General features: G+C 39.0%; 14 protein-coding genes. 1 reads left to right on the top strand and 13 read right to left on the bottom strand.

From position 1 onward, the window contains the following. Window position 1 precedes the first annotated feature (1 nt). The 13 genes from D8S85_RS16595 to D8S85_RS16535 form a co-directional block, all read right to left on the bottom strand. Complete coding sequence (locus D8S85_RS16595) at window positions 2-1,132, bottom strand: TlpA family protein disulfide reductase (protein WP_106481431.1); 1,131 nt, start codon at window positions 1,130-1,132, stop codon at window positions 2-4. A gap of 21 nt (window positions 1,133-1,153) precedes the next feature. After that, window positions 1,154-2,809 (bottom strand): S8 family serine peptidase, encoded by a 1,656-nt coding sequence (locus tag D8S85_RS16590; RefSeq protein ID WP_106481430.1) that lies wholly within the window; start codon window positions 2,807-2,809, stop codon window positions 1,154-1,156. A gap of 8 nt (window positions 2,810-2,817) precedes the next feature. Then, window positions 2,818-4,269, bottom strand: a complete 1,452-nt coding sequence (locus D8S85_RS16585) for a TlpA family protein disulfide reductase (RefSeq protein ID WP_106481429.1) — start codon at window positions 4,267-4,269, stop codon at window positions 2,818-2,820. A gap of 210 nt (window positions 4,270-4,479) precedes the next feature. Continuing rightward, a complete protein-coding gene (locus D8S85_RS16580) occupies window positions 4,480-5,637 on the bottom strand; it encodes a FecR family protein (RefSeq protein ID WP_106481428.1) in 1,158 nt (385 codons plus the stop codon). Window positions 5,638-5,732: 95 nt separating this feature from the next. After that, window positions 5,733-6,299 carry an RNA polymerase sigma factor gene (locus D8S85_RS16575; protein ID WP_106481427.1) on the bottom strand — a complete coding sequence of 189 codons (567 nt, stop codon included), beginning with the start codon at window positions 6,297-6,299 and terminating at the stop codon, window positions 5,733-5,735. Window positions 6,300-7,109: 810 nt separating this feature from the next. After that, the gene (locus tag D8S85_RS16570; protein WP_106481426.1) at window positions 7,110-8,159 is read right to left on the bottom strand and encodes a TlpA disulfide reductase family protein; all 1,050 of its coding nucleotides are present in this window, start codon (window positions 8,157-8,159) and stop codon (window positions 7,110-7,112) included. An 18-nt stretch (window positions 8,160-8,177) separates the two neighbouring features. Next, window positions 8,178-9,983 (bottom strand): FG-GAP repeat domain-containing protein, encoded by a 1,806-nt coding sequence (locus D8S85_RS16565; protein WP_106481425.1) that lies wholly within the window; start codon window positions 9,981-9,983, stop codon window positions 8,178-8,180. An 18-nt stretch (window positions 9,984-10,001) separates the two neighbouring features. Further along, entirely contained in the window at window positions 10,002-11,075 is a 1,074-nt protein-coding gene (locus D8S85_RS16560) for a TlpA family protein disulfide reductase (protein ID WP_106481424.1), read from the bottom strand. Between the two features lie 168 nt (window positions 11,076-11,243). After that, window positions 11,244-12,845, bottom strand: coding sequence for a PKD-like family lipoprotein (locus tag D8S85_RS16555; RefSeq protein ID WP_158641614.1), 1,602 nt, complete (start codon window positions 12,843-12,845; stop codon window positions 11,244-11,246). A 12-nt stretch (window positions 12,846-12,857) separates the two neighbouring features. Then, window positions 12,858-13,538: a DUF4843 domain-containing protein gene (locus D8S85_RS16550; RefSeq protein ID WP_106481422.1), complete on the bottom strand. Its 681-nt coding sequence runs from the start codon at window positions 13,536-13,538 to the stop codon at window positions 12,858-12,860. Between the two features lie 17 nt (window positions 13,539-13,555). Then, window positions 13,556-15,025 carry a RagB/SusD family nutrient uptake outer membrane protein gene (locus D8S85_RS16545; protein WP_127075390.1) on the bottom strand — a complete coding sequence of 490 codons (1,470 nt, stop codon included), beginning with the start codon at window positions 15,023-15,025 and terminating at the stop codon, window positions 13,556-13,558. A gap of 17 nt (window positions 15,026-15,042) precedes the next feature. Then, window positions 15,043-18,390, bottom strand: coding sequence for a SusC/RagA family TonB-linked outer membrane protein (locus D8S85_RS16540; RefSeq protein ID WP_158641613.1), 3,348 nt, complete (start codon window positions 18,388-18,390; stop codon window positions 15,043-15,045). A gap of 146 nt (window positions 18,391-18,536) precedes the next feature. Further along, complete coding sequence (locus tag D8S85_RS16535; RefSeq protein ID WP_205702810.1) at window positions 18,537-19,712, bottom strand: FecR family protein; 1,176 nt, start codon at window positions 19,710-19,712, stop codon at window positions 18,537-18,539. 117 nt (window positions 19,713-19,829) lie between these two features. Between D8S85_RS16535 and D8S85_RS16530 the strand changes: the two genes are divergently transcribed. Then, window positions 19,830-20,384, top strand: coding sequence for an RNA polymerase sigma factor (locus D8S85_RS16530; protein ID WP_106481418.1), 555 nt, complete (start codon window positions 19,830-19,832; stop codon window positions 20,382-20,384). Window positions 20,385-20,437: the final 53 nt, after the last annotated feature.

The raw sequence follows: 20,437 nt of genomic DNA, 5'->3' as shown, positions 1-20,437 counted from the left end.
ATCATTTATATTTGGCAATTATCTCTTTAATCTTTTTGGTTGTCAAATCGATGCACAATCCCTCCCAACGTACAATTCCTTTCGGGTCAATCAATTGCACATACGACAACACGTGTAAATCCATTTCTTGCCATATTTTACCTTGAGGATCACTTGCCAGCGTGTATTCAATTTTAGGTTCTATGGTTCTCAATCGTGCAATACCGTCCTTTGCACAACCGATAATAACCAGCTCTCCAGCAAATTCCTTGTTCCATTTGTTTAATTTCGGAATAGCTTTACGACAAGGTCCACAGTGGAAACTGAAAAAGTCACGTAACACGAATTTACCTTTCAAGTCCGGCTCTTTTGGGAACCACTCGCGCATAGATAATTCAGGAGCCTTTTCATTCAAATATGATTTTGAATATGAACGGTGTACCCCTCCGTCTTCATAATCGTATTTAGTAATCAAGTGTTCCAAAACTTCTGCCGTCAATTCATGACCACTTTGTACAGGATTTCCTTCCCAACGAACAATTCCGCGGGTATCCAAAAGAATGGCGTGGGGATATCCTTTGATTTCAAACTTACCGATATACTCTTTCTTCGTATCTATAGCGCTATAATACTCAATCACAGGCTCTTTCATTGCACGTATATGTTCTTCTTTATTGAGAGACACCCCGATAACAACTAGTTTATCTTTAAATTGTTTACTGAATTTATTTAAATCCGGGATACTTTTCCGACAAGGAGAACATGACGGTCCCCAAAAATCAATCAACACAAGCTTCCCTTCAGTGTCGGGCACATCGGTTAACCATTTCTCTACCACCAATTCCGGAGCCGCTCGATTTAAATAGGATTTTGCATACAATTTTTTATCACCATTGCTCTCCATCGGACGTTCCTCCGGACTTAGCGTAGCTACCTTCGATTGTTTTTTCGCATTCCCGTTGTCATTAGAAACTTTTACATTTGCACCACCAAAAAGTTTCAATAGGTCTTCCGCACTTTTAACCTCCATTTTAACTGTTTTCCGGACCTGCTTTCCAACCGTATCCGTTTTCACTTCTACATTCTGAGCAATTCCGCTAGAAGAAAACCCCGCCAGAATACATGCAGCTAATAAAAATTTCGTTGTTTTCATATTGTTCTCACTATTTAATGATCATTTATGTTTCTCCTCATATATTTTTTCTGCCAATTTCACGGCTTCCAATGCATTTACGATTCCCCCCGTACGGCATAAATCAGCAAAATCGATTTTCTCGCCACTTCCCGGACAAGGAACAATGGCCCCTTTACGTGAGGTAACACTACCCAAGACTGCCTCTTTTACTTCCTCTGCCGTCAACTCCGGGAAATAGTTCCAAATTAAAGCAATCACACCAGTCACCACCGGAGCCGCCATACTCGTTCCATCCATGGCCCGATACTTGAATCGTTTATCATAAATCGTGGAATACACATTCACTCCGGGAGCAAATAGATCCACCTCTTTTTTACCATAATTACTGAAAGGAGCCGGATTTCCATTCATATCGTTGGCTCCTACCGCAATCCAATTCCGCAGTGTTTTGTTTTTTGAAACATAGCGATTCGGATAGAAGTCACGTTCATCCAAATTAATACCATCGTTTCCGGCAGAATGTACCAACAAAACGCCTTTTTTCTCTGCATACTTCATGGCATCAATCATCCACTTATTGTGTAAAGAAAAAGGTTTTCCAAAACTCATGTTTATCACCCGTGCACCATTGTCCACGGCATAACGAATACATAACGCCACCTCTTTGTCGTGTTCGTCACCGGCTCCCGGTCCCACACGCAAAAACATCAACTCCACGTCGGCGACACCTTCTATACCAATATTATTGTGGCGATTAGCCCCCACGATACCCCCGACATGCACACCATGCATTGCACTTTCCGCCAACAAATTGTTATTACCATAAAAACGGTCATTTATTTTTTCCGGATTGTCCCCCAACGTTGAGCGGATACGTACCCCTTCGTAATAGTCATTCTTCAATTTATTGTATTCCGCTTTCGTTTCCTCGACCACGCTATTTCTATTATTATAGAATTGCTCACTCCACTCCAAACGATTTTTCCGGCGTTGAAAACGTTTCAAGAAAAAATTATATGCAGAAATTCGAACCGGATCAGTTTCGCCCTCTTCCAATAAGGGACCAAATTCTTTGATTTCAAATTTCTTTTTCTTCGGGAATTTCTCCTTTAATTCTCGATTGAAGACTTCAGCATACTTCACCGCAGCCTCAGCTATCGCTATTTCCCGGTAAGCACGACAAATCGGAGAGTACTTACATACATCTTTAAAATAAGCATATTCTCCACGCTCTTTAGCAGACAACTTGGTTGTATCTATTCCCTCATACTTTTCACACAACTTCAAATACTCCTGATCAGCCATGGTGAACCCCAATTCCATCTGTTTCCCGTCAGGCGTTCCTAGAAAGTTCCATCCATGTACATCATCCACGTATCCGTTCTTGTCATCGTCAATACCGTTGCCCGGTATTTCTCCCGGATTTTGCCAAAGCACATCCTTGAGGTCTTCATGGGTGATATCTACACCTCCGTCAACAATTCCCACGATTGTTTTCTTCGCGGGTTTCCTATCCTTTAAATATTCATAAGCTTGGTTCACCCCGGCAGCGTACACACCCTCCTTTTCATACGAAAGCAGATGCCAACCTACAAAAGATACATTTTTAGTATCTGTTGTTTTTTGTGCCGATACGGGAATCGTAAAACCAGCACAGGCTCCCACGAATAACATTTTTAATAAAACTCTATTCATATCTATTATTATTTACTTAATTCCTCATCTAATATCTCTCGCATTTTTTCACACCCCATAAAACCGTTATATCGATATTTTATATTTCCTTGCTTATCCACAATCAAATAATAGGGTAATCCTTTCATTTTAAATTGTTCATCGATTAGATAGCGATATGCCTCATTCGTAACACGATAGTGTATGCCTTTCATGTCCGGAATCATTTGCAACCAACGCACTTCTGGAGATGCTTTTTCCCCCGTGATAAACAAAAATTTCACCCCTTTTTTCAAATACTCTTCTTTTACCGCCTCCATCTCTGCCATCGCTCTTAAACAGGATCGACAGTAAACATACCAGAAATCAACAAAAACGACCTCTCCACGATAACCTGCCAAAATAGAATCCAAAACTTGTTCCCTGGGAACCACAGGCACTTTACCGATTTCATACCCTTTTTTCCCCACATGAGCTTGCCATTCCTGTTCTACTTTTTCATTTAACCGAAGAAACCAATCCGCAACTTCCGGAGAGACATATTTCAATTGTTCCAAACATTTATCGTTTAAAGGAACATTTTCATGTAACTTAATAGCACTGGACCTTGTTCTATACAAATCAAACAAATAGCCCGTGTTAACCCCTAAACAAAGAAATAATTGCTGCTCGTCTTTCAAGAGACGCAACAAAGGCAACACCTTATTTTCCGGGAAAAGCATAAGATCATAGCCAGCACCAATAATATCGGATGACAAAACTTTCAAATCATCGCAAGTTATCCGCAAACCACTCCTTTCCGGTTCTGCACGGTGAGCCGCTTCGAAATTGCAATATCCGGAATAAATATGCTTAAAGCAATCCAACAAGGCTTCCAGGCTGGCGTAGTGAAACTCACTTTCTCCAAGCTTTGCTTTACGTAATTCTCGAACCTGATCTTTATATAAAGACTTACAATACAAAACATATTCATGCCCTGTCATCCCTTTCATTTTTTCTTTCGCCGGCACGAAAGCATGTTCACTTTTTTTGTAGAACAAATAACGATTCAGTTCCGCGTAATCTCCTTTAAAATCGAAGGTCTGCCTTTGTGCATCCAGTTGTAATTCCACGTTTTCTCCCGGGTTGACAATAACGTCGATTGTCCGTTGAATTCCACTCACGTTAATTTCCAAACACAACGTTCCGCAATGTTCAAACTCCACTTTCCCAATTCCTTGTTGATTTAACGAAAACTCCCGCTCCCCTGCCATGAAACCATGCCAAGCGACTTTCACATTTTTCACTTTTTCATTCAAACTACCTGAAACGACAACATTCAACGTCGTTATGCCTCCACGTAAAACCGGAGACAGCCATTTATCTTGAGTGGGTCGGTTTTTAGCAAACGCGATAGCAACACCACCCACAATCAGGGTTGCGATCAGACACACCTTTCCGCATAATCCTAATCCTCTCGTGATTACATTACTCTTTTTCATACATACAGTACATTAAATACTCCTGTATCATTTTCTAGATCACAGGTGATAACATTCCCAATTTATAATAAAACGAATAATTTCTTAAAATCGGGTACATCAAATCCCATTTCATCGATTTTTTCACACAAAAAAAAGAGACTTGTTAGACACAGTCTCTTTCTCTTTTATTTTAGAATTATTCAAAAAGAACTTGGAAGAAATACACTTTTATTTTGTCATCACGTTTATCACATTTCCCTTCACACGGAACTCGACTTCCCCTGTTTTTTCAAACTTATCCAACAACTCATTCATGTCGCTGTAGCGGTCTATATTAGCGTAGAAACGAATATCTTTTGCCTCTTCATTCACGTAGAAGATATAAACATCGTACCATTTACTCAAACGCGTCAAAATATCTTCCAATCGTTTATTCCGGATGTTCAACCTACCGCTTTTCCAATCAACATACTCAGACACGTCAACTTCTTTTGCCTCGAGTATATTATTTTTCTTATCCAACACGGCCTGATGGTTTGATTCCAAAATACAAGATTCTTCACCCACGCACACTTTCACTTTTCCCGAAACCAGCGTTGTTTCAACATAATCTTCATCCGCGTAATCCCGTACATTGAAAGACGTTCCCAAAACCTCCACGTTCAAATGCCCCGTTTTCACGATAAAAGGACGATTCGTATCGCGAGCGACATTGAAATACACCTCCCCGGACACTCTTACTTCCCTCGATTTTTTCCCAAAAACAACGGGATATTCAATCTCGGAAAGAGCCCCCAAATAAACCTGCGTTCCATCAGCCAATGTGATGCCGTATTCTCCCCCCCGGGGTGTTACAACCCGATTCATCACACGTTTTTGCAATACGGTATCTTTATATTCTTCGTAACTTAATGATGATCCCGAATTCACAATCTTTACCGATGCTTCCTCAAATTCATCAGAATGGTTCTCCAACGCAATTTTCTCCCCGTTAGATAACCACAAAACAGCTTTATTGCCACCAGCAACAATTATTGACTCCCCCTCTTTATTTACTACGCCTCTTTCTTGTCCAAACCAAAACAAGATAAACATTCCGACCAACAAACAAGCAGCGACAGATGCAACACTCCAATAGGAGATCAAACGTTTTTTGCCGTCCTTTTTATTCTTCACTTGCATAGAGAATTTATCCCAAGAAGTGTTTACATCTTGATCCGTTATCTCTTTGACAAAACCGTTTTCTTTATAAAAGGTTTCCAATTTATGGTAATAATTTCTATTCTCTTCACTTTCCGCATACCAATCTTGAAAACAAATCTCCTCGTCGGGAGACAATCCTCCCTCCAATCTACGTTCTATGATATCCCATTCAATTTGTTTCATAATCTCCTCCTCTTAAATTAATACGAATTCTACTTGCATCGTATAAAAGAAAACGAACTGGCTACCATTTCCGGGTACAATAAAATGATATTTTTTCATAAAATTTTGTTCAATATCAAATTCAAGAATATTAAAAGCAACACCAAATGACTTTTGATGTATTTATACGCCCGTTTTATATGAGTATGCACAGTGCCTTCCGCTATGTTCAAACGCTCCGCAACTTCCTTATATTTCAACCCCTCCCAAATACTCAATTTCAACACCTGTCTTTGCATATCCGGCAATTCGTCCAAAAGTTCTCTCACTTTAACTGCTCGTTCCGTCTCTTCTCCCCCGTAAGGAAAGTAGACCATCGCTTCAGCTTCCATCAAATGCTTTTGGTATTTATCCAAAATGTTTAATCGACGGTGGTAATCTACACACAAGTTTCTCGTTGATATAAACAAATAACGTTCCAGAGGAATATCTTCTCGCATCTCTTTTCCCTTGTTCCACAACCCGAGAAATACCTCCTGAACAATGTCATCTGCCAACGCTTCATCCATTAAAAAATTTCGAGCAAAAAAATACAAACGCTTGTATATTGATTTATACAATTCTTCAAAATGAGCAGAATAATTCTCATTCAACCATTTCACCGTATACAATTCATGCTCCATACGTTACCCTCCTCCTTATTTGTATTCTCTAACAAAAATCTTTCATACACCGCAAGCAAATATAATTACTTCTTGTTATTTTTTCGCTACCCGCCTCCATTTTTCTTCATCAATTCATGTAAACAGCCCCTCAAAATGAAAAACAACTTGACCTCGCTCGTCAAAAGTAGTTCGAACATCACCTTGGGTGGATAACAATCGTTTTCTTCTCCTTGTAGCTTGTCATTATGCTAGTCGTGTTCCAGCGGTCTATCGCGTCGTTCATCACCATACAATGCGAATCGAGGAAATTAGTTTATCTAAACAACTTAAATTCAGTATCTATTACTTTATATTGAATTATACTAAACTTCTATATGCACAATAGAATTGCAAATCATCATCACTAGCGGCTCATTTCCGGGTATAAAATTTTTAGTAAGCTATTAGAATACTATTAAAACGCTATTCAGTATAGCGTTTTAATAGCGTTCTAATAGCGTTTTAATAGCGTTTTACATGGTAGTCATCCGGATGTGATCATGTATAATTCTTGATCTCGAGGGTTAAATCGGATATTATTCCGGATTATTTTCCAATAATTACCTTTTTTTCCTTGCGTGACCGCGCCTCTTGTTTTCACGTTCAAACTCCTCCGTCAGCTTCGCTGCCACCTCCTTCTTCCCCTGCCTGAGGGAGAGTGGATGGGGAAGGTGAACAAAGGAGAAGTTGTATTTCTTATCGAAAATGGGTGATATTTTACATGTAGAAAACCCCGTAAAGTCTACTTTTTGCGACCTTACGGGGTTCAAATTTCACAACATAAACAAGCTATTCACAAAGTTCAGCTATTTTTTTACGTAATTCCTCTCCTCGTAAATTTTTTGCAACAATACGTCCAGCCCCATCAACAAGGTAAAGACAAGGAATACCCATGAAATCATACAATTTAGTGAGTGGCGTTTTCCAGCCTTTCAAATCGGATACCTGGCCCCACGTGATACCATCTTTCTCGATAGCTTCTTTCCACGCTTCCATTTTGGTGTCCAAGGAAACTCCCAAAACATCAAATCCTTTAGCATGATATTCCTTGTAAATCGCTTTTATATTCTCCCCCTCTTTACGACAAGGTCCACACCAAGATGCCCAAAAGTCTATTAAAACAAGCTTTTTGCCCTTAATATATTCATGTAAAGATAAAGGCTCCCCTTCCGGAGTATTCAATGTAAAATCCGGTGCTATTGCTCCCAGCGCAAGCTTGACATAACGATCGTAATACTTCTGCAATGCTTGTCCGGCAGCAGACATTTTCACGATCGGAGACATCTTATCAAGACTCTCTTTTACCGCAGAAGCTAATCCATGTTCAAATACAAATTGGTTATACTTACGCAAAGCGTAGGCCGAAGCCAGATCATGTCTCTTCGCTACTTCTTTCAATTTCTCAATTGCCGTATCCGGATGGTCAAGCCAAGTAGCATTGAAAAAAATATCATTAACCTCCCGAAGCACCGCATCCGTCTGATTACCAGATACAGTACATTTTATAAAATTCGTATTAAATGTTTGATACGTTTCTTCTCCAAGTTTCAAATAAGTATCACAATAATCAAGATAAAGTAATACACATTCCTGTGTCCCATCTTTACCCACACGTACCACTAGCACCTCTTCCGGTTGGAGATTTTTAAGAGGAAACTCAAATTTTCCATTCTCAACAACGGCAGAATCGCATGGTACTTCACTCCCCATTAACAAATAGAGTTTCTCACCATTCCTTGCTGGTGAACACTCACCTTTTAATGTCATTTTTCTATTTTGTGCAAACAAGGCTATACTTCCGCACAACACAAATACCAATAAAACTATTTTTTTCATCATCTTATTATTTATTTCAATTTACTTTTTCATTAACTGCTGCCATGTTTCTTCCACCGGGGGCATACACATATTTTCGTTACATACCTGGTATTGAATTTTTGCTTTCACAACAATCTCGCCCTTATTTTTCAATAATTTCTTAGAACAAATAAATTTTTGCTTGAAACTCTTTTGATTTCCCTCGTAAACCGGATAAAGTCCTACATAAGAAGGTTTCGGCGCACTTGTTTCCCCAACTTTTGTCACTCCTTTAGGAAATTCGAAATCAACCGTTGTCGGAATGAATCCCAAAGCCGTATTTATTTCATCATCAACGTACCCATGCCATCCTTTTTGAAAAGAAAAAATGACTTCAACTTCCAGTTCTTTACCAACTTCTAATTTATCCGGCAATTTCCAAGAAATCGATACCGGTTTTTGCATAGATTCTTCGACTTCTTCCTCTACCTCCCCCAAGGGAATATCTATGGACAAATGTTTTGCTTTTTTGGGATTTTTAGTTCCATACATCACGAAAAGATACCCACGATGTCGTAGTGTCAAATATTTATAATCCTTCAATTTACCGAGATAATGATTTTTTAATGCCGGATTTTCTTCAATTTTCTGTATCAATTGTTCAATACCTCCCGCGTACTCTACTCCTCGACCAGCGTCTTTTCCCGGCATCTCAATCCCAACATTACGAATCCAATCCCAAGCAATTTCCGGTGCGACTTCAAAGCCATTGATTGTCGGGATTGAAAGTCCAAGCACTATATCCTGCACACCATCATTGTTATAATCCACCAGAGTAATCATAGGTTGACACCCCGGCAAAGCCTTACGGCCTTCTTTTTCCGTGAATAATGGGATTGCTTTTTCAAACCTCAAACCCTCCGGTGTTTGCACTCCTTTAAAAAATTCAACCGGATGATGCCCCTCTTTTACATATTCATACGTCAACAAAATATCTAACACGCCATCGCCATCCCAATCTACTGGAGTCATGTAAGTTTTATACAAATACGCTTTGCTCTTTTCGTCTCTCGTATGAATAGTTAATTTAGATCCGTCCGTATGAAGCAGATATTTACGAATACCAAATTTAGGATTCTCTTTCGTCCCAACATTCAATGCCACACGTAAACCACCACTTCCTCCAACAAACAAATCCAATAAACCGTCACCGTCATAATCAGCAAAATGGACCGACGTATAATTCCAATAAGTTAATGAATTCGGATCGTCCCCCTTCCCATCACTTAATACGGCTCCTTCCACGTATCCCTCCTGTTCTATAAATACCCGAGGTAAAAAACCGTCTTTTGAACCCCGCCACCATGAAATCTGTCCCGGGTTATACTGTCCCGAAATAATATCCAAATAACCGTCTTGATCCAAATCGATTAGACGGGGGTGAATTCCGATACAACACCACTGGTAGTTTGTAATGGTATCTCCATTAACATCGGTCGCGTAAAAATATTTACCGGAATAACTGGGGGCAGCATCCGTTCCCTCATTCAAATACACCTTAATATACGAACCTTTCTGTCCTGTTTCGAATTCACCCAACAACAAATCTTTTTTACCATCGCCATTCCAATCAAAAAAGGCAGGATAAATTAAGCCATGTTTTTCGGTTCTGATTTCTCGTTCCGTTCCATCAATCCGTTGAAGCTGAGATAAAATCGGTGCTCCAGGAATATCACTGTTTACCACGACACGCATCTCCGGGAAATGAACGGTATGAATCATCGCCTCATCACTTGTATTTTGTGCCACAACACACGTGTAACTCCATACAAGCAAGCAATTAATTATACAAATGATTTTCTTCATACATATAGTTTAACCCGGTTATTTTCCTTGTTCTATTTCTTTCTTTACAATTTCAAATTGTTTTTCAAGCCTTTCGATCTCGTTGGCATCCACGTTTGACCGTTTTGCCACATCAATACTTTGTTGAAAATAGCTCAAGCTTCTCTCTTTGTAATAATCAGCATAACGACAACGCAGGATTCCTATATTTTCATACAATCTGTAATCACCACCTTTATTCTTATAGAACAATTCAATAATAGCATCTATTCCATTCTTAACAAGATTGTAATCGTGTGAATCCGAAGCTAAAACATCATGCATAACACTCTCCATTATATCAACATACAAAGGATGATCTTTATATTTTTCCCGTATTTCTCCAAAATACTCAATGGCATACCTTTCATCAAATTCAAGCAAACATGTGTACTTCAACGCCGCATACTCGGCAATTTCCGGCATACATTCCAGTAAATAAAGAGCTCTATCCCATTCTTTTTGAGCCATCAAGTTCTGAACGGTTGACACATCAGCTTTAATCCCATTTTCCGGTACAATTTTCAGAGCCCATATCGCCAGTTTTACCATACCGCCAAGCCCCGGAGACCAAGCATCCCAACGCCCCCGGATAATTCCTTCGTCATCAAGAAGTAACACGGAAGGATGTGTTCCATGTACTGTATCACAGCAGGCATCTGCCGCCTTTCCATAGACGGCGGGATAAGATATTTTCTGTTCTTCCCACCATTTTTTAGCTTTCAATCCTTTATCCACCATATTCTCATGGGCATCCACACCAATCACCTGTACCCCCTTATATGGTGTCATATTGCGAAATAATACGGTATCCAAATCACAAGATAATATACGACATCCTCCACACCAAGTTGCCCAAAAATTCAACACGACGAATTTACCTTTCAAGGCTTTACTATTCAATTTCTTGTCAAAATGATAGGAAGGCATAGGCTGCCCTATTTGCTCGTTATAGCTTCTAGCCCAATTCTGACTATACTTTTTCATAAATTTACCTAATGCCTCGTAATCCTGTGCTTTAACAGTTACAACTATAGACAACAATACAGTTACAATACAAACAAATTTTCTCATAATATTTCTATTTTAGAATGCAATAATTTAATTATCAATACAATATAACTAATGTATCATTGTAAAATTTGGCTATACCATCCTGAATAGAGTGAATTATCTTTCCCCAAACATCCATTTTCAAGAAATTTATCACTCTATTCAATATGGCAACAATTATAACAATAGCTATAATCCTTTCACAGCAACATCATATATTCTGTCAAAACCAGAATATGAAGTCTCTGATAGTACCCGACCACTGGATTGATCAACAATAAAGGCCCGTAACGTACCTTCTCCGTTAGCATAAGTTCCGACTACAAGCATTTGATTATAATATTTATATGACCAAGAATCATTGGTTGTTGCATTGGGTTTCAACAAACGCATCATCGTGATCTCAGCTCCCTTAAAATCTACCACTTGCCCATCAATAGTCATCAATTTTTCACTTTGAGGAACCTTTCCCTTCTCCACGGAATAACGATAGATAGCATTTGACGTGGCATAATAGCACATGTGAAATTGATCTTCCCCAAAAGCATAGGAAAAAGCCTGATCGAAATCTTGTAAACCACTCACATCACTATATTTTGCATAAGGCATTTGGGACAGAGTTTGTGTATTGAAATCCATTTCGACAACAAGTTTTTTCCCATCATTTTCCTGCATTACAGCCATCGTATGATTAGTACTTCCACCATGATCCATATACAATAAATCTGCATCCATCTTTGCAGGGTTAAATGGAACAGAAGTTGTCCCATCCAACGTGGCATCAAGTTTCGTGTATCTGTTGGGCCACATACTTCCATCGGAATATCCCACAAATCCGCGGTCTATCATATTAAACATGATCATACGGGTGTACGTAGCACCACTTTTCCCTCTCAACACAAATGGAGAAAAATAGATTCCATTTTCAAACTCTTCCAAAGAGGCCTGCACATCATCGTCAAGAGGTGCTATATACAAAGGAGCATAGGAAGGTGTTGTAAAAAATAACATACCATCATCCACAATTGTCTCATAAGAATCATACACGTAAAAACTTTGCGGTTTCCCATGCGGAATCGAGGGAGAATAAAACAGATCCAAATAGTCTGCCGATCTTTGTAATCCAGAATAATTTGCCAACGTAACTCCTTGATCCGTCAACGCGGCAACATAACAACGATTTTCTAATCCATTATACACCATATTAGATGTGAATAAATGATAGATAGCTTTGCCTTTACCCTGTATTTTTGACCCATTAGCCTGTGAATACATGGTGGGGTAATTTTCGATGGTTTCATCCATCACATTGGTCCCCCGAAATTCAGGTGCAACCAATAAACCGATATCGCTTTGTGAATCATTACCGTGTAAGACAAGCAATCCCGTCACTCCGGCAATAGAAAGTGTAATTTGCTCCGAATAAAAATTACGTTGCGTGGATGTCTGAGTTGCATGAAGACGAATTGTATATTGACCGATACCCGGCATCAACTCTGTTGATACACATTCCCAATCAAGATCTTTGCCCTCCGCAAATTTATTAAAAAGAGTATACCCATCTCCCGGCTTCAAACTATGTACTTCCCATTGATAGGTAAGATCCGTTTCCGGTATCTTTGTCTTTATGGTGGGTTGTATGGACAAATGTCCTCCTATCTGACGTTCGAAATAAGTTTCTTCAAGACTTATTTCAAACGCTTCTTGTGTCGTGTAGTCATAATTACCTTTATCGTCATAACACCCGCAAAAAAACATCACGGCAAGTAAGACAAAATATATTTTTTTCATCGTTAAAATCATTTATAGATTAGGAAATGTGATTTCAGTAACTCCATCTGCTTCATAAAAAGGACCATGGTCCTGAACATATTTTTTGAGTAAATATTTGTTCAGTAGCCATTCCGAACCATACCATCCTTCTCCTGCCGGACTGCCGGTAGAACCCGTTGCAGCAATAATAACGCGATATCTTTCCTCTGAATAATTCCCAATATAATAATCTGCCCAATTATTCCACCATCCCGGTTTTACGGCCATATCTGCAATTACCAAAGCTTTTTTCAATTGTAACGTGTCGCCTACTTCCAAATACTCCGTTGCACATAATTTAAAAACCATCGTGTCTGCTCTTTCAGTTAAATTAGCCGTTCGAAAAACTTTTATCTTGACAACTCCGTTCACCGAATCAGCAGGAATGATTGCATTCGTCACCTCCACCTTAGTGCCTACCCCACTAGGAGGCGTACTCATTTGCACATCTATTTTCCGGTCATAAGATACCGTCTGCCCTGCCATGGAAAGCTCAAATTCTATCATGGCCTCTTTCACATCATCAGCATATTGCAAAAAAGAGAGTACCGTCGTATCAGTATTTACAAACCACACAAAACTCTTACTCTCCCACGTCTCTATCTTATCTTTGGAGCAAGCCATAACAACGAGTGCAGCCAACACCATAAAACATATTTTCATCTTTTTCATGTCATTCAATTTTAGAATTAAAAGCGGTAAGCATCCTCATTTTCAGGACGATCAAACGTATAAAGATCAATGCTCGTGAAATAATTTTTGTTTGCTTCAATCGTCGGAGCTAACGTACGTTTGTAATAATACCACAATTGTCCCTCTCCATAAAATTCCTTCTGGTATTCCTTGAAAATTTCATTCTTAAGCAAATCAGGAGTCAAGTTCTCTAATTTCTCGGCTGTAAGCCCGCGGTTATTACGGACCGCATTCAGATAATCCGTTGCTAACGTTCCATCTCCTTCACACTCTGCTGCAATATAATACATCTCAGAAATACGAATCATCGGTATCCTGTTTTTGAAGGCCGCAGATACATTACTCAAAGACTCGTATTTACGAGTAACATACAACGTTGTACCATCCAATATCTTAAACAAGTTCTTATAACGATAATCAAAAGAGCTCGGGTAAATAGAACGATCGGTCAATAACAAACTCCCTTGTCCTCCATACAGGTAACCATCCGATAAAGTCTCCAATTTCGTTGCATTCAACGCAAAAATATGTTCCGTAGCAAACGTAGCATCCTGAATTTTATCCGATATCTTATCTGAACCAATATTCATTAAATTACCGGCAATAACCCATGGGAACTTTTCTTCTTGAGCAGCAATCACCTCCAACGCTTTTGACAATGCATTCGCTTTATCCCCTTTCCACAAATACACTCGTGCCATTGTTGCGATTGCTGCATAATAATTAAAGTGGAAACGACGATTGTGCCAAGCGTAAATATTATTGTTTGCATCAACTGTTACTTTTGAAGCTAGAACCGTACTGGGGGTCGTTCCTAAGTGTATCGGATCATTCTCCAATAATCCTTTGGCCGTTTCCAAGTCTTTTAATACCAATGTAATAATCTCATCCACTGTATAAAGACGTGTAACAGAAGTCGTAAATTCATCCACATAAGGAATTGACTCGGCATCCTTATCCTTGGCATAAGGTTCCCCGAACATACGCAATAATTCAAAATGTAAAAAAGCCCGTAAACCTATTGCCTCTCCTTTAATTACATTATAATTTTCCCCTGAAAACAAATTCTTATTTCCGTCAATCGTCTGGAGCATGGCATTCAAGTTCGCAATCTGGGTATAAATTTTTGACCAGAAAGCATCAATTATATTTATTACATAATCCTGCTTATTCGTATTATCTTTTTTGTAAAGATATTGATAAAGATAAGGAAATTCTCCCATCATATTTCCCTTGTCATAATACCCGGCCATAACATCCAAAGCCCCGTAAGTCAATTCACGCCCATACAGACTCCCGTCACACAATTCGGCATAAACACCAATTAAGGCATCCGAATAACCATTCTCCGAGGAGAACAAATCATCCCTATCCAACTGGGATTGAGGCTTTACATCCAACCACTTGTCACATGACACACTCAAAAGTGCCATACCCACAATCAGAAATATTTTTATCACTTTCATAATCTTCTTATTTATAATTAAAATGTAGCCTGCAATGAGAAAGAATAATTACGGGCAAACGGGTAAGACGTTCCTCTCTCTATTTTCAACGTTGAGAAACGAGCTAATTCATTCATATAGAAAGACAATTTTAAACGCTCCAATCCCACCTTGCTTAACCAACTATGACCAAAAAAGTCGTATCCCAAATTAATGGATGATATATATAGTTCATTATTTTTCTGTATGAAACGAGATGTCGGCTTCGTATAATTTATTGCTCCATCATAACTCTTAGCAGCCTTATAAGGTGCTTCATCACCCACCTTTCTCCAAGAATTTAAAATACGCTTATCCAAGTTATCTCTCAAGGTAACATTTTCTACTCTTGAAATTAACGTGGAATTATAAATATCCCCACCAAACTTATAACTGCAAGTCATGGAAAGCGTGAATCCTTTAAATCCTGCGCTTAACCCGATTGTTCCTCTTAACTTATCTTGAGTATCACCGATTACCACTTGTTGATCAGAACTCCAAAGTTGAGTCCGATTTCCAGCTTTATCCAAATACCATTCTTCCCCGGTCATCGGATCAATCCCTAGCGATTTCATTCCCCAGATAGCGGTCATTGATTGTCCCTCATAATAAAGAGTTGAAGGTTTCGTGTATTTTTCAACCCGTTCCTCATACTCCTCGTTTGTTCCCGAATTTGAATTTATGATCTCATCTTTAGCGGCATTTTCCGTATCATTATGACTCTTGAATATGTCATGAATTTCCTTAATTTTATTCTCATTATGAAGAGCTGAAACATTAACGGTAACCCATGCAGATTTCTTATCATTCCGCCACGGGGTCAAGGCTACGGAAAACTCATACCCCCGATTTTCTATTTTTCCTAAATTATCTTTATAAGAAGAAAATCCCATAGATAAAGGAATAGAAATATCTGATAACAAATCATCTGTCCGTTGGATATAATACTCTGCACGCAAAATCAGCAAGCGTTTCACGGCTAAATCCATTCCGACATTATAATCCATATTACGTTGCCATTTCAATGCAGCATTAGGCAAACCAAGTAATTGAGCACCATAACTGCTATCATAATAAGTATCTCCATATTCATACCGGGCCCGAGCCTGGAAGGGATCGAAATTCTGTGTACCCGTGTAGCCCATTGAGGCACGCAATTTCAATTGCGTGATGACTCCGTTGTCTTTTAAAAAACTTTCTTTATGAACATTCCATCCTGCTCCTAATGACCAGAATGTACCCCAGCGATTATCTGCACCATACATGGAAGAAGCACTTTCCCGAATCGAGGCGTCAAAAAGATACCTGTCATCGTATGAATAATTCAATGCCCCAATGATACCGATCTCACGTGTTTTACTATTACTCCCTGAAGGTTTACTATCTTTAGCATATTGGATGGCAAACGAGATATCATCCATGTGATCATTACCGAACCCTTCAGCCATGTAAGAATTTGTTACATTATGATTGGTTGAAATATTCCAAGTCGCGTTAGCAAAAACCAAATGCTTCCCCCATGTTTTATTGAAATTCAAACCGATATTTACTTGTATTGCATTTCGATTACCATACGTTTTAGTATAACTGCCTTTACGATCGCTCATTTCCTCCTCATTATACTCGATAAATTTCGTATGACTGGCAGGGTAGAAAACATCTGAACCATTTTGATAATGAGTGTAGGCAAACGAACCTGTAGCCCGAAACATTTCATTCATCTTCCAATCCATGCTAAAATTCTCACGAACTTCACTATAATAGGATTCATCTTTCGTATTTAACGTTGCATTATACAAGGGATTGTAATAAACTTTCTGTCTGATGGTTCCCAACTCCACTATCGGGTTTCCATTTTCATCATAAGGTCGCCAGTAAGGATTCAATCGTGTATATTCATCAAAAGAGCCGTAAGGAGAGTTTGCAGACCAATTCCGCGTGTACTCCAAACTATTGCGGAAAATCATATTCTTATATGTGTACGAAAGAGTCGTGTTAATATTTAACGTGTTACGATCTGATTTCTTCATAACACCGGCAACATTATTATATGAAACTCCCGCTTGATAACGCATTCGTTCATCACCACCTTCCAAGGTTAAAGAATGCTTTTGTCCCACCCCGGTACGTAAAGGTTTGCTAAGCCAGTAAGTATCAACACCATTTAACACATCATCATAGAGTGCATTATACAACTCCTCGTATTTCTGTTTCTCCGATGCACTCCAATATCCTTGAAAATACATCCCGCGTTCTTTCTCAAATGCCAATTTCTCCGCAGCATTCATCAAATTATAACCGGTTAAATCAGGAACTTCTATATCCAAATTACCCGTGTATGAAATCATCAGCTGACCGCTTTTAGGACGAATGGTTTCTATAACAACTACCCCATTACCTGCTTTAGAACCATAAATAGCCTTAGCTGCAGCATCTTTCAATAACGTTACACTAGCGACCCTATTCATATCCAAATCATACACTTTTTCAATCGTTGTTTCAAATCCATCAAGAATAAACAACGGCTGATTCGGATTTCCTTCATACTCTCCTTGAAGATTAGGAAATGATGTTTGTCCACGCATCTGAATTTCCGGAGTTCGGTTAGGATCCGAACCAAATTCTAGATTCTCCATAATTTGAAAAGAAGGATCCAAATTTTTCAAACTCTTCAGCAGATTTTGGTTCCCGGCCCTTTTCAACTCCTCTTGTTTAAATGTCGTTGCCGCACCCGTGAAACTCTCTGCTTTACGAGTAAACATACCGGTAACCACAACCTCGTCAATCTCAGAAGCTTCATCTTGCAATGTAACGTTTATAATATCTTTTCCTGCATAAGTAATCTCCTGTGTATTCATTCCCACGAACGAGAAAACCAACACGGGCTTTTCATTTCCCTCTGCCACGGTAATCGTGTAATTACCATCCATATCCGTGGCAACTCCTATGTTCGTATTTTTTATTCGTACAGTAACTCCCGGTAGTGGATTCTTTCCGCTATCGGTGACTTTACCCGTGATTTTTAAAGCCTTCACCTGTTGTTTTTCTGTCTCACGCTTAATAACATACACCCCGTCAATCACCTCGCAACTAAAACCTTTTCCCTTCAATACCGCATCAATGGCATCCTTTACCGGGACGTCTTTCAAGGAGATGTTCTGACATATCACTTTTTCCAACTGATTCTCGTTAAAAATAATCTGCTCTCCCGTAATATCCTTAATACGAATCAAAACATCACTTACGGATTCTGATTTCACGTTCAATGTCACTGTTTTCACTTGTCCCCAAACAGCATTTGAAATGAATAACGTGAAAAATAGTGTGAAAATAACATACGTTTTCATAATTCGACACGTTTTTCTAAAATTAACAGGAACTCCTCTCCTGTCAAATTGATTTTTTTTCATACCTTTGAAATGTTTACATGTTAAATAATATGTATCAATAAATTGTACGGGTTCAGGTCGCCAAACTTTCAACTCGTACTTTTTTATTTTCTCCTTATCTTTATATTTTTACCATTTATCTCAAACTTAATATCATAGCCTGCCTCAAAAAATCGCAACAATGTTTCAATATTCCCATAACGATTCAATGTTGCTGAAAAATAAAGTTCATGCAAGGATTCGTCTTCGAAAGTAATATTCACATCATACCACCGCATAAAATCTTTCATGATTTCATCCAACGGTTTCCGTTCAAAACTGAATTGATGATTTTTCCAAGCAATCTCATTATATACTTTTACTTTTTGAACAATAACTTCCTGCCCTTCCTCGTAACGAACTTGATAACCAGGCTCTATTTTTACGTATTCATCTTCTTTCTGCCCATTTTTAGCAAAGCCGACACTTCCATCCACCAAGGTTGCTCTAATTCCCTCTTCATCAACATAACGCCGCACGTTAAATTGCGTACCATACACCCTGACATTTCCCAAATCCGTTGTTACAACAAAGGGATGCCCTTCGTCATGCACGACCTCAAAATAAGCCTCTCCGGAAAGAAATACCTCCCGTTTTCCCTCTCCAAAATTTACCGGAAACTTTAATTTTGAATCAGCATTTAACCAAACTTTACTTCCATCACTCAACACGACATGGTACTCTCCCCCTTTGGGCGTTATCACTGTATTATATTCCATTTCAGTCCCTCTCCTGTCTTCTTCAAACAAAATGGTTCCCTCGTTTCTCTTGATTTTTGCCACACCGATGAATGTATCCGTGCTATCCACACCACGATCAAGGTTCACACTTGTCCCATCAGACAGAATCAAAATAGCCTTACTTTTCCCCGGAGTAATAACTGCAACCGATGTCTTCTCGAGGATTTCAACTCGCGTACGTTGTAGCATATACACACTACTGATCAACCCGACAAGCAATACGGCCGCCACACTCCATTTCAACCATCGCCTACGCAACATTACCTGATGCCCTTTCTTCCTCTGCAGATAAAGGAACTGATCCAATTTTGCCAACTCCCGTGACATATCACTCTCACGGATAGTATCACTGTTCCATTCGGCAACCATCCTCTCATAGTACGCTTTTCGTCGGGTATCCTTGGCAAGCCACGTCAAAAACTTCTGTTCTTCCTCCTTAGATAATTCCCCGTTCATGCGACACACCAATAGTTTCCAATCTATATATTCATCATGTCCCATAGTCATCAAAATGTTTTCAAAAGCAATAACCATTCACCCTTAAAACGGGGGACAAGATTTTTTATTTTTTTGCAGATAATCGAAATATAACTTAGATTTGTATTCAAAATCTGGCATATGGTGAAACCTCACTTGGACATACAAGAACTTGGTCGAAGGATAAAAAAACATGACGAAGAAGCGTTTCGTATACTATATATCAAATATTTTTCAAACCTACGACATTATGCCATGCGTTATCTCTATGATTGGAATGAAGCAGAAGACCTTGTTCAAGAAGCCTATTTCACGTTATGGTGCAATTTAGATAAATACGATGGTGAACGTAACATCATCGCCTACCTGCTCACGTATGTCAAAAACGCTTGCTTGAAATACATTCGCAACCTCAAGATTCAGGATAACAATCAAGATAAAATTATCGAAGCGATGCTATTTTCAAATATAACGGATGAAGAACCTGACGAAGAATTACAGCATCGTTTAAACGAAATCCTTTCCCAGTTACCTGAAAAGCAAAAAGAAGTATTGCTAAAACACGTTGTCGACCACAAAACCATTCCCGACATCGCTAAAGAATTAAACATCGCCGAGTCAAGCGTAAAGACCCATTACAAACGAGCTATTGCCCTTCTTCGAAAAAATTTATGCTTTATATTGTTCGGTCTTTAAAATAAGAAAAGCCCATAAAACCACTTCCATGGCCTTATGGGCTTAACAAAACC

The sequence above is a fragment of the Butyricimonas faecalis genome (genome assembly GCF_003991565.1).
Lineage (GTDB): Bacteria > Bacteroidota > Bacteroidia > Bacteroidales > Marinifilaceae > Butyricimonas > Butyricimonas faecalis.
The sequence above is the reverse complement of the archived record's forward strand: the minus strand, read 5'-3'. Positions and strand labels throughout refer to the sequence as shown.